The sequence below is a fragment of the Streptomyces sp. PT12 genome, assembly GCF_003311645.1.
Taxonomy (GTDB): Bacteria; Actinomycetota; Actinomycetes; order Streptomycetales; family Streptomycetaceae; genus Streptomyces.
Window position 1 is genome coordinate 11,877 of the sequence record NZ_QEST01000010.1, and the last position, 13,158, is coordinate 25,034.

The window sequence follows — 13,158 nt, forward strand, 5'->3', positions numbered from 1 at the left end:
GACGGCGGCTCAGGCCCGCTGGCGGGGCCCGTTGACCTCTCGGACCGGCGGAACCGCCCTCCGCCGGTCCTCCTCCTCACTCCTCGGCCGTCAGGCCCTCGCGCAGCTGGGCCAGCGTCCGCGTCAGCAGCCGGGAGACGTGCATCTGCGAGATGCCGACCTCCTCGCCGATCTGGGACTGCGTCATGTTCCCGAAGAAGCGGAGCATGATGATCCGCCGCTCGCGCGCGGGCAGCCTGGCCAGCAGCGGCTTGAGCGACTCGCGGTACTCCACGCCCTCGAGGGCGCTGTCCTCGTAGCCGAGGCGGTCCGCCAGCGAGCCCTCGCCGCCGTCCTCCTCGGGCGAAGGGGAGTCCAGCGAGCTCGCGGTGTAGGCGTTCCCCACGGCGAGGCCGTCGACGACCTCGTCCTCGGAGACGCCCAGGCACGCGGCCAGCTCGGGGACGGTCGGGGAGCGGTCGAGCCGCTGGGACAGCTCGTCGCTCGCCTTGGTCAGCGCGAGCCTCAACTCCTGGAGCCTGCGCGGGACGCGCACCGACCAGGACGTGTCGCGGAAGAACCGCTTGATCTCGCCGACCACGGTCGGCATCGCGAACGTCGGGAACTCCACGCCGCGTTCGCAGTCGAAGCGGTCGATGGCCTTGATCAGCCCGATCGTGCCGACCTGGACGATGTCCTCCATCGGCTCGTTCCGGCTGCGGAACCGGGCGGCTGCGTAGCGCACCAACGGCAGGTTGAGCTCGATCAGGGTGTCCCGCACATACCCGCGCTCCGGGCTGTCCACGTCGAGCGTGGCGAGCCTGAGGAACAGCGAGCGCGAGAGCGTGCGGGTGTCGAGGTTGTCGGTCTCCGCGGGAGCTTCGTGCGGCAACGAGGGTACGTGCGGCGCGGGAACGTGCGGCGTGCCGTTCGTGGTGAGCACCTTGGAGCTGCCCAGTTCTACGGACATGCCACCCCCTTGAGGTCGTGGACGGGTCGCGGCGGCGCGGTGGACGGATGGGGCATCCGACGAGAAGGCGCCCTCTCGTGGATACCGGTCCTGCCGCCACGGCAAACGCGGTTCCAACAGAATGTCACATGTCATCAACGCGACGTAGCTTCATGTCGATAAAACGGCAGAGCCCGCGCGGGAGTTCCCGGCTCCGGGTCGCTCGTCCGACTCAGGCGTCGATCGGATTTGCGGAGCGCAGCCGGGTGAAGCTCCGTGTCAGCAGCCGGGAGATGTGCATCTGCGAAACCCCCAACTCCGCGGAGATCTGCGACTGCGTCAGGTTCCGGTAGTAACGCATCAGCAGGATCCGCCGTTCCCGCTCGGGGAGTTGGACCAGCAGGTGGCGCACGAGGGCCCGGCGCTCGACGCCCGCGAGCTCGGGGTCCTCGTAGCCGAGCCGGTCGATCAGCCCCGGCAGCCCGTCGTCGCGCTCGCTCGCCGCGTCGAGCGACGCGACGCGGTACGCGCGGCCCGCGTCCAGGCTGGCCAGCACGTCCTCCTCGGGGACCCGGAGCCGTTCGGCGATCTCCCCGGCCGTGGGCCGCCGTCCGCGCGCGACCGTCAGCTCGTCCGCGGCCACCCGCACCTGCGCCCACAGCTCGTGCAGCCGCCGCGGCACATGCACGCTGCGCACACTGTCCCTGAAGTACCTGCGGATCTCGCCGATGATCGTGGGCATGGCGAACGTCGGGAACTGCACGCCGCGCTCGCAGTCGAAGCGGTCGATCGCGTGGATGAGCCCGATGGTGCCGACCTGGACGATGTCCTCCATCGGCTCGTTGCGGCCACGGAAGCGGACGGCGACATAGCGCACCAGCGGAAGGTTCGCCTCGATCAGCGCCCCGCGGATCCGGGCGTGCTCGGCGGTCCCGGTCGCGCAGCCGGCCAGCCGCTCGAACAGGCTCTGCGTCAGCGCGCGTGCCTCCGCACCCGGGCTCTGCGTCGCCGCCACCTGCCGACCACCCCTTCACGGCCGTCACAACCGGCAAAAGCAGTCATAGCATCACAAGACATGTCCACTGTGTGCAAGCACCGGGCAACGACGTGTTGATCAACGGGCGGTGGTCAACGGGTCAACGGGACGACGGGCGGCGGCCGACGCGCCGCGGTCAGCGGGCGACGAGGTCGCCGACCCCGTCCACGGCCCCCGAGACGGCCTCGAACGCGAGCGCCACGAACTCGGCTGAGCGCGTGGGCGAGAGGACGACGGCGGCGAACACCGCCACCAGGAGCAGATAGAGCGCGACCCTGCGCGCCAGCGCGATGGTCATGGCCACCTCCTGATCGGTGCGCCGCGATGGACGAAGGGGCTGACCCGTCGAACGGGCCAGCCCCGGAGTCTTCCTGCTGACGAGCGGTAGCGGAGGGATTTGAACCCTCGGTGGAGTTGCCCCCACACTCGCTTTCGAGGCGAGCTCCTTAGGCCGCTCGGACACGCTACCGGGACGAAGCCTATCCCACGCCGGGGGCCGGTCGAAAATCGGTATCGCGAGCGCGGAAGAACGCCGTGAGCGGGGCGGCGCACTCGGCCGCCAGGACGCCGGGGATCACCTCGGGACGGTGGTTGACGCGGCGGTCGCGGAGCACGTCCCACAGGGAGCCCGCCGCGCCCGCCTTGGGGTCGATCGCGCCGTACACCACGCGCTCCACGCGGGAGAGCACGGCGGCGCCCGCGCACATGGCGCAGGGCTCGAGCGTGACCACGAGCGTGCAGCCCGTCAGGCGCCAGGCGCCTGACGACGCCGCCGCGGCGCGGAGGGCCAGCACCTCGGCGTGGGCCGTCGGATCGCCGGTCGCCTCCCGCTCGTTGCGCGCGCGGGCGAGCACGGGGCCGCGGGATCCGCCGGGGCCGAGCAGCACCGCCCCCACGGGCACGTCGCCCGTGCCGGGGGCGGCCTCGGCCTCGGCGAGCGCCTGCCGCATCGCGGGCACCCACGGGTCGCGCAGCGGGTCGGGCGCGTTCACCGGCGCCCGGCCGCCCTCACCTCACGGCCTCGAGGACGTCCGCGCAGCCGAGCGCGTCCGCGATCTCGCTGAGCGCGTCGTCGGGGGCGAGCTTGAGCACGGTCCCGGCCTCGATGCCGAGGTCGGCGAGGATGTCGGCGTCGCCGAGCGGACCGCGCGGCACGGCATCCGGCCCCGCGGGCTCGTCGTCGCCCTCGTCCTCATCGCCGATGCCGTCCTCGGTGCCGTCGAGGTCGACGAGCTGGTCGAGCACGTCCTGGTCGTCGGGCTCCCGGCCGAGCAATTCGTCGGTGAGCAGGATCTCGCCGTACGCGCTGCGCATCGCCCGTGCGGCATCCGATACGAAGACCCTCGGGTCGTCCTCGCCGTCCACACGGACGAGGCCGAACCACGCGCCTTCCTGCTCGATGCAGACGAGAACGGTCTCGTCGTCCGGAGACGAGGCGCGGGCCAGCTCTGCCAGCTCGTCCAGGCTCTCCACGTCATCGAGCTCTGTGTCACTCGCTTCCCAACCATCATCGGTCCGCGCGAGCAGTGCGGTGAAGTACACCGTGACTCTCCCCACTCGGTTAGGCAGTGCCACCTGCATCGTGGCAGAAAAGGGGTGCGCTGTCGGGTAACTCGGCAGTTCACCAACGGAATGTCCGCGCGGGCCGCGCCCGGCTCGTCCTCACCTCCGAGACACCACTCTCCACGGCACCGTCGCTCATTGTCCACCAGGGGAGCGGGCTGTGAAACGGCCGGTCAGCGCGAGTGTCATAGGCGTTCGATACTGTCGAGCCCATGCGGACCCATGTCGTCGACCACCCGTTGGTGGCGCACAAGCTGACCACGTTGCGCGACACGCGTACCGACTCCCCGACGTTCCGGCGGCTGGCCGACGAGCTGGTCACCTTGCTGGCTTACGAAGCGACCCGCGATGTCCGCACCGAGCTGGTCGACATCACGACGCCGGTGGCGGACACCACGGGTGTCAGGCTGTCCCATCCCCGACCCCTGGTCGTGCCGATCATACGGGCCGGTCTCGGCATGCTCGACGGGATGGTCAGGCTGCTGCCGCCCGCCGAGGTGGGCTTCCTCGGGATGATCCGCGACGAGGAGACGTTGCAGGTCTCGACCTACGCGAACCGCATGCCCGAGGACCTCTCCGGGCGTCAGGTCTATGTCCTCGACCCCATGCTGGCGACGGGCGGGACGCTGGTCGCGGCGATCAGGGAGCTGATGGAGCGGGGCGCGGACGATGTGACGGTGATCTGCCTGCTCGCGGCGCCCGAGGGCGTTGAGCGCCTGGAGCGCGAGCTCACCGGCGCGCCGGTGACGGTGGTCACCGGCGCGCTCGACGAGCGGCTGAATGAGCAGGGGTTCATCGTGCCTGGCCTCGGGGACGCGGGCGACCGCATGTACGGCACGGTGGGCTGACGTCCCCCTGGCCGGGATCTCAGCAGGCGGGGGAGGCGTCCTGCGCGGGAGGCGCGGCGAGTTCGGCGAGGCGGCGCTCGGCCTCGTCCGCGGCGGTCAGCTCGGTGAAGCCCTCCCCGATCATCAGGTCCACGACCCGCGGGGGCTCCTCCTCCCCCGCGGGCCGCCTGGGCTCGGCGGTCTCCACGCCGTCCAGCTGGGTGGCGAGCACGGTCAGCGCGCCCGACTCCTCGGTCTGTGCCGTGCCGACCAGTAGGCCAGGGGCGTTCACCTGGCCGTCGTACTCCTCAGGGGCGTTGGCGATCTCGCCGATGGTGAAGCCGCGTTCGGCCAGGGCGTCCGCGGTCTCCTGGGCCAGCCCTGTGCGTGCTGTCGCGTTGAACACATTGACGGTGATGGCGGCGGGCTCGGGCACCCGCTCCGCGGTGCTCGCGGGGGTGCAGTCCTCACCGGCCTGCGCGCCAGCCTGTGCGCGGGGCGCGCGGCCACCGTCGTCGCCACCGGAGAAGACGTCGATGAGCTGGAGCGTGCCGTAGCCGAGCATGCCGAGCACGGTGACGCCGGTGAAGAGCAGGAAGACCGTGCGGCCGCGGCGCCGACGGGGGCGCATCCTGGGGTATCGATCGCCCGTGACGCGGAACTTCTTGCCGCCCATGCCCGGGGGCGTCAGCATGCTCATGGCCGCAGCGTAGTCAGATGAGACGCGCCCGCCTACTAAATGATCAGCTCACATGCCCGGGGAACCCGAACGCAGCAACGCCGCGCCCCTCACTCGAGCTCGAGCACGCGTGCGTGCAGCACCTGGCGCTGCTGGAGCGCGGCCCGCACGGCGCGGTGGAGGCCGTCCTCCAGGTAGAGATCGCCCTGCCACTTGACGACATGGGCGAACAAGTCCCCGTAGAACGTGGAGTCTTCGGCCAGCAGCGTCTCCAGGTCGAGCTGCTGCTTGGTGGTGATCAGCTGGTCGAGGCGGACCGGGCGCGGGGCGACGTCCGCCCACTGCCGGGTGTGGTCCCGGCCGTGTTCGGGATACGGTCGTCCGTTGCCGATGCGCTTGAAGATCACACGGAGAGCCTACCGGGAGGGACGCTTCCGTCGCAGCCTCACGCCATGGGCGGGAGTCGGGCGAATCCCGCCCATGGCGCGCTCCGTCCCGCCCGTCACTCGGGGAGCCGCCAGGCGTAGCCGCCGACCAGGTGCGCGATCACCTGCGCATGGGTGGCGAGCGCCGCGCGGCTGACGTTCTCGAGGGTGTCGCACGCCGCGTGGTAGCAGGGGTCGTGGGGCTCGCCCGCCTCGCCGCCCCAAACCTCCGCGTCCTCGTCGGACTTGATGCCCTCGGCGCCGGTGAACGTGCCGCCCACGGGGATGCCAGCGGCCACGAAGGGGGCGTAGTCGCTGCGCCCGTCGAGCGCCGCGGGGCGGGCCGTCTCGCCGCGGTCGCCGAGGAAGGCGGTGATGTCGGCGGCGACGCCTGGCGTGCCCTCGTGGACGAAGTTGCCGTGGTTGGGCGAGCCGATCATGTCGAAGTTGAGGTAGACGGCGATGGCGTCGCGCTCCTCCTTCGAGAGCCCGTCGACATAGTGCTCGGAGCCGAGCAGCCCGAACTCCTCGGCGGACCACAGCGCGAACCGCACGCGGTGCGGGTGGCGGCCGCGCGGGTCCGCCTCGGCGAGGCGCAGCGCGGTCTCGATGACGCCCGCCGAACCCGAGCCGTTGTCGTTGATGCCGGGGCCCGCGGGGACGGAGTCGAGGTGCGCGCCGGCCATCACCGTGTGGTCGGGGTCGCCGCCGGGGCTCTCGGCCAGGACGTTGAACGTCTCGCGCCGCTCGGAGAGCTCCTCGAGCTCGAGCCTGACCTCCACCGTCTCGCCGCGTTCGACGGCGTCGGCCAGGGTTGCGCCGTCCTCGCGGCTGAGGCCGCCGACCGGGATCGCGGAGTCGTCGGGGCCGCCGAGGCTGCCGGAGAGCACGCCGGGCGTGTTGTTGACGACGAGCGCCCCGCGTGCGCCCGCGTGCGCCGCGTTGGCCTCCTTCTGGGCGAACGTGCAGGTGCCGCGTTCGATCAGGGCGATGCGGCCGCGGTGGTCCGCGGGGTCGAAGTCCTCGGCGGCGCAGCCGGTTCCCGCGGGGGCGAGCTCGGCCTCGACGCCGCCCGGCGGGGTGCTCGCCGTGTAGGTCAGGGCGCGCACGGGGATGTCGCGCGGCTCGGGGCCGAGCGCGGTCAGCCGCTGGGTGACCGCCTCGCGGTAGGGGAAGTCGAAGCGCTGGTAGGTGACGTCGTACCCGGCCTCTTCGAGCAGGTCGCCCGCGTAGCGCGCCGAGCGCTCGTGGCCTGGGGTGCCAGCGGCGCGGGTGCCGTCGGCGCCGTCGGCGATCCGCTGGAAGGCGGCCAGGTGGCGCATCGCGCCCTCGGCCGAGACCGCGTCGACCAGCGCGTGCGCCAGCGCGTCGCCGTCGCGCGCGCCGTTCGCGCCCTCGTTCACCGCCCCTTCGTTCACCGCCCCCCGTCCCTCGGCCGGGGCCGCGAACAGCAGCGCGGGCGCGGCGGCGGCCAGGACCACGGGCACGATCAGCCGGGAGAAGAAAGTCATGAAATGGGACTGTATCCCCCGATCTCGCCATCCGAGCGCCCATTGACCTCGGGGAGAATACGTCCGATCGTTCGAATGTGAGCGAAAGGGTGGCGACGTGGGTGGGGTGATCACCGGCTTCGCCATCATCGCCACCGTCATCGCCACCGGGTACCTCATCGGCCGCCGCGGCTCCCTCGGCGAGAACGGCCGCGAGGTGCTGACCAGGCTCGGCTTCCATGTGGCCACGCCCGCGCTGCTCTTCGTGACCCTGGCCCACTCCGACCCGGCGCAGCTGTTCTCGCCGCCCCTCCTGCTCAGCGCGATCGCGACCCTCGCCACGGCGGGCGCCTTCGTCGCCGTCGGGGCGGCGCGCCGCTGGGGCGCGGGCCGGATCACCATCGGCGCGCTGTGCTCGTCCTATGTCAACGCGGGCAACCTCGGCATCCCCATCGCCGTCTATGTCCTCGGCGACGCCTCGCTTGTCGCCCCGATCCTGCTCTTCCAGCAACTGCTGCTGTCCCCCGTCGCGTTGACGGTCCTCGACCTCACGAGCGCGTCGGCGCGCCGCCGCACGGCCTGGCAGCGGATCACCACGCCGTTCCGCAACCCCGTCGTCCTCGGCTCGCTCGCCGGGGTCTCGGTCGCCCTCTCCGGCTGGACCCCGCCTGGCGTCCTGCTCGAACCCGCCACGCTGCTCGGCAACATGGCGGTCCCGGCCGTCCTGCTGGCGTTCGGCATCTCGCTGCCCGGCAGCCCCGTGCCGGGCCGCGGGCCCGAGCGCGGGCCCGTGCTGCTCTCCGTGGTCCTCAAGGCGTGGGCGCAGCCGCTGATCGCGTGGGCGCTGGCCACCTGGGTGTTCCATCTGTCGCCCGACGACCGGCTCAATGTCGTGGTGACCGCCGCCCTGCCCGCCGCACAGAACCTCTTCACCTACGCGTCGCACTACGACACGGCCCCCCAACTGGCCCGCGAGTCCATCCTTCTGTCCACGGCCCTCTCCGTCCCGACCCTGACGGTGACGGCCGCGCTGCTCGGCTGAGCGGAACGCCCGCGCGGCGGGGTCACACCTCGAGCAGGCGGTGCGTCAGCAGGCCCGAGGCGATGACGGCCAGGGTGACCGCGGGGTAGAGGCTCGCGCGGTTGAACAGCGCCATCGCCAGGGCGGGCGCCGGGTCGCGCAACAGGCGCACGCCCGGCGCGAGCAGCGCGTAGGCGCCCAGCGCGAGCACCACCGCGACGCCGGGCGCGCCCGCCGAGGGGAACGCCGTCCACACCATCCCCGCGCCCGCCACCGCCGCGAGCAGCAGCGCGCCGACCGTGAGCAGGCCGCTCACCCGGTACCCGTAGACCACGGGCACGGTGCGCACGCCCAGGTGCACGTCCTCCTCGACGTCGGCCCAGTCGTTGACGATGTTCCGGCCGCCGATCTCCCACGCCGCCAGCCACACGCAGAACAGCCACAGCTGCGGCCTGTCCACGTGCGGCGTCATCGCGAACCAGCCAAGGCACCCGCCGAGCGCCACCATCACGCCCGTCAGCAGGAACTTGAACGGCGTTACCCGCGCCAGCGCGCAGTAGATCGCCTCAAGCAGCGCCGCCACCGCGAGCAGCACCGCGCACACCCAGCTCAGCATCGCCGCGAGCACCAGCGCGATCGTGCCGAGCCCTAGCACCCAGGTCGTCGCCACGGCCGGGCTCAACCGCCCCTGCGCCAACGGGTGCCGACCCCCCGCGCCGTCGATGTCGAAGCCCGAGTACGCCCGCAGATACCGGAATCGCTGCCGGTCGAGGCGCGCGTCGATCAGGTCGTTCGACGCGAACACCGCGACATAGCCCGCCAGCGCCGCCCCCAGGCACAGCAGCAGCCGCTCGGGCGGCGGCGTGCTGTCCGCGAGCAGCGCGCCCATGAGCGGCTGCGCCACGCTGAGCGTCGCCTGCGTCCCGCGCGAGAAGCCGTACAGCGCGCGGACCTGCCCCGGCAGGTCAGTCAGGGCGGCCATGGCCACTCCCCTCCGCGCCCGAGCCGACGTACTGGTGGGCGAACGCCGCGGCGTGCGGGCCCGGCTCGGCCAGCCGCTCGATCGCGGCCAGCCGCATCCGCAGCGCGAACCGCGGGTCCTCGCCAGGCGGCAGGTGCAGCAGCCGCAACAGCCGGTCGGAGAACTCCTGCGCGCGCCAGATCTCGGGCAGCCGCCGCCCGGAATACGCCTCGAGCGCCCGGGCGTCGCCCGCCCCGAGGCGGCGCACCAGCGCCTCGGCCGCGCCCGCCGCGTCGGCGATCGCCAGGTTCATGCCCTTGGCGCCCGAGGGCGTCAGCACGTGCGCCGCGTCCCCGGCCAGCAGCAGCCGTCCATGGCGCAGGGGCTCGGTGACGCTGCTGCGCATCCGCAGCACGCGCACCTCGGGGAGGCTTTCGATGCGCGGCAACGGCGCGAGGCGCGCGTGCAGTTGCTCGCGGATCCTGCGCGCCGGCCAGTGCGCCTCCGTGTCGCCCGCGGCGCACTGGAGGTAGAAGCGGGTCAGGCGCCTGGTGCGCGGCATCATCCCCGCGAAGCCGTCGGGGCCCACCGCGTAGACCACGCCTGCGGCCGCCTCGTCCACCTCGGCGAGCACCGTCAGCCAGTCGTACGGGTAGCGGTGCGGGACGACGCGGTGCGCGCGCGGCAGCGCGGCGCGCGAGACGCCGCGGAAGCCGTCGCAGCCGACGACGTAGTCGCAGGCGATCTCCAGGGTGTCGCACTGGACCCGCGGCCTGGTGGTGTCGATGTCCGCGACGGCGCGCACGGTCTGCGAGAACAACGGCCGCACGCCCCCGCGCCCCAGCGCCTCGATCAGGTCGCGGACGAGGAACTGCTGCGGATAGACCCAGTGCGCATGGCCGCCCGAGAGCGTTCCATAGTCCACCCTGACCGACCGGTTCAGGCACAGGAAGTCGCACCAGCCGTGCCGCACGCCCTCGGAGAGCAGCCGCCCCGCCAGGCCGTGGCGCCGCAGCGTGGCGACCGTGCGGTGCTCCAGGAGCCCGGCGCGCGCCCGCCCCTCGACATGCGCCCGCGAACGCCGTTCCACCACACGGCAGTCCACCCCCGCGCGCATGAGCAGGTTCGCCAGCACAAGACCCGCGGGTCCCGCGCCGACGATGGCCACCTGGGTACGCAGCCGCCGCATGAATCTTCCACCTCACCCGGCGGGGACGGTGCCGGGGTTGAACAACTCGTCGATCAGGGCCAGCGGTTCGTCGCCGTGCCAGACCAGATACGTCTTGTAGCAGGCGGGTCTTGTCACGCCCCCCTCGCCGCGCCACATGCGCCGGCCCGCGTCGAGCAGCGTGCGCCGGTGGCCCGTGCCCGCCGCGTGCAGCGCGGGGCCCAGCGGGATCGAAGTGCTGGTCAGACACGCCTCGATGCCGGGGGCGAGGCCGAGGCGCGCCACGACATGGTTCACCGAGAGCGCAGGCCCCGCGCGGCGCGTCGCGGCGGAGTACCGCACCAGGACGTCCCCGCCCGCGTCGATCCGGAGCAGCGGAGGAACGCCGTCGCCGGTCGCGTGGGCGGGGGCCCGTAATTGCGCGAGACAGTGGAGATGCAACGATTCACCAGCCATGGCCTCGAGCAACGTCGTGGTCAGGCCGTCGCTCGTGAGCAGCATGCGGGTCATGGGGGAGGAGAAGCGGCGGATCTTGCTGCGCGGGTCGGCCGAGCCGCCGAGTGCGGCGCCGAAGATGGCGTCGAGCGGGACGTCGAGGGGGACATCCAGCGGGAACGCCAGGGGGAAGCCACGGGGCGGGGCCGAGGGGCCGCCCGCGGGATGGGCGGGTTGGGAGACGCCACACGGCGTCGGAACCGACATCTTGATCACTCCTCAGCGGCATGCATCCTCAAGGGCCAACGCGCGTCGGCCCCTCAGGTCACGGCCCAGCCCCGCCCGCACGGGGGCGCGGGTGGAGAATCCATGGCATGGCTCCCGCTGACTCCTCCCGCGCGCCGTCGCCCGCGCCGCGCACCTACGACGAGTTGCTCGCCGCCCTCCAGGAGCGGCGCGACGCGCTGACCAGGTCCCAGCGGCTCCTCGCGGACCGGGTGATGGCGGACCCCGAGGGCGTGGCGTTCATGACCGTCTCCGATCTGGCCTCGGCCGTCGGCGTCAACGAGGCGACGGTCGTGCGCTTCGCCACGGGACTCGGGCTCGAGGGCTACCCGGGCCTGACGCGGCTGTGCCGGGAGCGGCTACGCGAACAGGCGCAGCTGCTGCGCCGTTACCGCACGCTCGAACAGCTCGACACGGAGGGTGGCGAGGGCGGGGGCGACCTGCTCGACCGCGTGGTGGCGCTGGACAGCGCGAACATCGCGCGGACGTTCGCGCGGATCGAGCGCGAGACGTTCTCGGCGGCGGTGCGGGCGCTCGCCGAGGCGCCGCGGGTGCACGTGATGGGGCTGCGCAAGTGCCATGCCCCGGCCTATCTGCTGGGCTATCTGCTGCGGATGGTGCGCGACGAGGTGGCGACGCTGACGACCGGGGCGGGAACGCTCACCGACGATCTGGGGCGAGTGCGCGAGGGCGACTGCTTCGTGGCGCTCTCGATCTACCGCTACACCGCGCAGACCGTGCGGGCCCTGGAGTTCGCGAAGGAACGCGGCGCGCGCTGCGTGGTGTTGACGGACAACCCCGCCTCGCCGCTCGTGGCCCCGGCCGACCACGTCTTCTACGTCGAGGCGTCGGGCCCTTCCGTGCTGCGCTCGCTGACGGCGTTTACGGCGCTCGTGCAGGCGCTCGCTGCCGATGTCGCGCGGGCGCGCGGGCAGGACGTGCGCTCCTCGCTGCTGCGCGAGGAGGAGCTGCTGGAACGGTTCAGCGTGTACGAGGCGCGCTTTCCCCCGTCGGCGCGCTGACCGGCCCTGTCGTGAGAGCGGCCAGGGCGGCGCGCAGCCGGGCGAGGGCGTCGGCGACCCAGGGCAGCGCCAGGGGGTCGGAGGCGCGCAGCGCACGCCAACGCTCCTCGTCCGTCTCGCCGTAGAGCAGGCTCGTGGCCACCCGGACGCGCAGCGCGTCGGGCGCGTCGCCGAACGCCTCGCCCGGCAGCACGCCGACCCCGTGCCGCTCAAGCAGCGCGGTCGCGAGCGCGGCCCCATCGGCGACGCCGCGGGCGGCGAGGGCGTCGCGCAGGGGCGCGAAGTCGGGGTAGAGGTAGAAGCCCGCGGCGGGCGCGCGGCACAGCGCCCCCGCCGCGGTGAACTCGGAGTGCACGGCGCGCGCGACCGTTGCGTGCAAGCGTCCGGCCGCCGCTATGTGCGCCGTCACGCCGGGCGGATCGGTGAGGACATGGGCGGCGACGGCCTGCATGGGGGCGGCCAGGCTGGACCACACCTCGCTGGCCACGCCGGTGAGTTCGGACCGCAGCGCTTCGCCCCAGGGCCCCGCGGGCAGCCGCGCGAAGCCGATGCGCCAGCCGCCGAGCGCGAGGGACTTGCTGAGCCCGCTGGTCACCACGGTGCGCTCGGGGTGGAGCGCGGCGGCGCTCGGCGGGCGCGTTCCGTCGTGGACCAGCTCGGCGTAGATCTCGTCGGCGATCACGGCCAGGCCGTGCCGCTCGGCCAACGCGCAGACGGCGCCGAGCCGTTCGGGGTCGGCGACGGTGCCCGTGGGGTTGTCGGGGACGGTCAGCACGAGCACGCCGGGGCGGCTCTCGCGCAGCGCCGCGGCCAGCCGCTCGGGGTCGGGAACGCCGCCCGCGCCATCGGCGGGGATGTCCACGCCGATCACGCGCTTCCCGGCGAGCGCGCTCTGCGCCGCGTAGCTGACCCAGGCGGGGCGCGGCAGGACGACATCGCCGGGGAGCGCGGCGATGAGGGCGTAGAGCAGGGGCTTGCTGCCGGGCGCGAACACGATCTGGCGCGCCCCCGTGTCGAGCCCGCGCCGGGTGAACCACCCGGCCGCCGCCTCGCGCGCCTCCGCGGAGCCGACGACGGGCCCGTAGCCGTTGCGCCCCGCGGCGGCCGCGAGGCGCCCGGCGAGCTCGTCGGGGACCGGCAACCCGGCCTCGCCGAACGCCAGATGCAGCAGCCGCTCCCCGGCCGCGCGCCGGGCGCGAATGGTCTCGTCGATGGCCAGGGTTGCCGAGTGGATCACCATGACGCAGTTCTTACTGCATCTGAGTCTGTTGATGCAACGTTCCTTGCGCGGATCGGGGTCGCCGAATTGCGCCTACCC

The 13,158-nt window shown here is 73.0% G+C and carries 15 protein-coding genes and 1 tRNA gene; 3 read left to right on the top strand and 13 right to left on the bottom strand.

From position 1 onward, the window contains the following. Positions 1–76 precede the first annotated feature (76 nt). The 6 genes from DEH69_RS00580 to DEH69_RS00600 form a co-directional block, all read right to left on the bottom strand. Positions 77–949, bottom strand: a complete 873-nt coding sequence (locus DEH69_RS00580) for an RNA polymerase sigma factor SigF (protein WP_113684864.1) — start codon at positions 947–949, stop codon at positions 77–79. Between the two features lie 211 nt (positions 950–1,160). Then, positions 1,161–1,943, bottom strand: a complete 783-nt coding sequence (locus DEH69_RS00585) for an RNA polymerase sigma factor SigF (RefSeq protein ID WP_113684865.1) — start codon at positions 1,941–1,943, stop codon at positions 1,161–1,163. 157 nt (positions 1,944–2,100) lie between these two features. After that, positions 2,101–2,262: a hypothetical protein gene (locus DEH69_RS31175; RefSeq protein WP_181727191.1), complete on the bottom strand. Its 162-nt coding sequence runs from the start codon at positions 2,260–2,262 to the stop codon at positions 2,101–2,103. Between the two features lie 84 nt (positions 2,263–2,346). Next, positions 2,347–2,433 (bottom strand) — tRNA-Ser (locus DEH69_RS00590). A gap of 10 nt (positions 2,434–2,443) precedes the next feature. Then, on the bottom strand, positions 2,444–2,914 hold the full coding sequence (gene tadA / locus DEH69_RS00595) for a tRNA adenosine(34) deaminase TadA (protein WP_113684889.1): 471 nt from the start codon (positions 2,912–2,914) through the stop codon (positions 2,444–2,446). A gap of 58 nt (positions 2,915–2,972) precedes the next feature. Next, positions 2,973–3,506 carry a hypothetical protein gene (locus tag DEH69_RS00600; RefSeq protein ID WP_113684866.1) on the bottom strand — a complete coding sequence of 178 codons (534 nt, stop codon included), beginning with the start codon at positions 3,504–3,506 and terminating at the stop codon, positions 2,973–2,975. Between the two features lie 233 nt (positions 3,507–3,739). Between DEH69_RS00600 and upp the strand changes: the two genes are divergently transcribed. Then, positions 3,740–4,375 carry a uracil phosphoribosyltransferase gene (upp, locus tag DEH69_RS00605; protein WP_113684867.1) on the top strand — a complete coding sequence of 212 codons (636 nt, stop codon included), beginning with the start codon at positions 3,740–3,742 and terminating at the stop codon, positions 4,373–4,375. A gap of 19 nt (positions 4,376–4,394) precedes the next feature. On the opposite strand, the gene DEH69_RS00610 is transcribed toward upp, so the two are convergent. From DEH69_RS00610 to DEH69_RS00620, 3 genes are all read right to left on the bottom strand, one after another. After that, on the bottom strand, positions 4,395–5,054 hold the full coding sequence (locus DEH69_RS00610; protein WP_258534346.1) for a LytR C-terminal domain-containing protein: 660 nt from the start codon (positions 5,052–5,054) through the stop codon (positions 4,395–4,397). Between the two features lie 89 nt (positions 5,055–5,143). Then, positions 5,144–5,440 (bottom strand): type II toxin-antitoxin system VapB family antitoxin, encoded by a 297-nt coding sequence (locus DEH69_RS00615; protein WP_049576857.1) that lies wholly within the window; start codon positions 5,438–5,440, stop codon positions 5,144–5,146. Between the two features lie 95 nt (positions 5,441–5,535). Further along, positions 5,536–6,969, bottom strand: a complete 1,434-nt coding sequence (locus tag DEH69_RS00620; RefSeq protein WP_113684868.1) for a M28 family peptidase — start codon at positions 6,967–6,969, stop codon at positions 5,536–5,538. A 97-nt stretch (positions 6,970–7,066) separates the two neighbouring features. On the opposite strand from DEH69_RS00620, the gene DEH69_RS00625 reads away from it, so the two are divergent. Then, on the top strand, positions 7,067–7,990 hold the full coding sequence (locus DEH69_RS00625) for an AEC family transporter (protein ID WP_113684869.1): 924 nt from the start codon (positions 7,067–7,069) through the stop codon (positions 7,988–7,990). Between the two features lie 22 nt (positions 7,991–8,012). On the opposite strand, the gene DEH69_RS00630 is transcribed toward DEH69_RS00625, so the two are convergent. From DEH69_RS00630 to DEH69_RS00640, 3 genes are read right to left on the bottom strand one after another with little or no spacing between them, the layout of a single operon-like run. Further along, positions 8,013–8,951 carry a UbiA family prenyltransferase gene (locus tag DEH69_RS00630; protein WP_258534347.1) on the bottom strand — a complete coding sequence of 313 codons (939 nt, stop codon included), beginning with the start codon at positions 8,949–8,951 and terminating at the stop codon, positions 8,013–8,015. Then, complete coding sequence (locus tag DEH69_RS00635) at positions 8,935–10,119, bottom strand: 4-hydroxybenzoate 3-monooxygenase (RefSeq protein ID WP_113684870.1); 1,185 nt, start codon at positions 10,117–10,119, stop codon at positions 8,935–8,937. Before DEH69_RS00635 ends, DEH69_RS00630 begins: the two co-directional genes overlap by 17 nt. A gap of 12 nt (positions 10,120–10,131) precedes the next feature. Continuing rightward, positions 10,132–10,800 (bottom strand): hypothetical protein, encoded by a 669-nt coding sequence (locus DEH69_RS00640; RefSeq protein ID WP_147255324.1) that lies wholly within the window; start codon positions 10,798–10,800, stop codon positions 10,132–10,134. Between the two features lie 107 nt (positions 10,801–10,907). Between DEH69_RS00640 and DEH69_RS00645 the strand changes: the two genes are divergently transcribed. Next, on the top strand, positions 10,908–11,840 hold the full coding sequence (locus DEH69_RS00645) for a MurR/RpiR family transcriptional regulator (protein ID WP_113684872.1): 933 nt from the start codon (positions 10,908–10,910) through the stop codon (positions 11,838–11,840). Here DEH69_RS00645 and DEH69_RS00650 read toward each other — a convergent pair. Beyond that, positions 11,800–13,080 (bottom strand): pyridoxal phosphate-dependent aminotransferase, encoded by a 1,281-nt coding sequence (locus DEH69_RS00650; protein ID WP_113684873.1) that lies wholly within the window; start codon positions 13,078–13,080, stop codon positions 11,800–11,802. The two genes, DEH69_RS00645 and DEH69_RS00650, sit on opposite strands and share 41 nt — an antisense overlap. Positions 13,081–13,158: the final 78 nt, after the last annotated feature.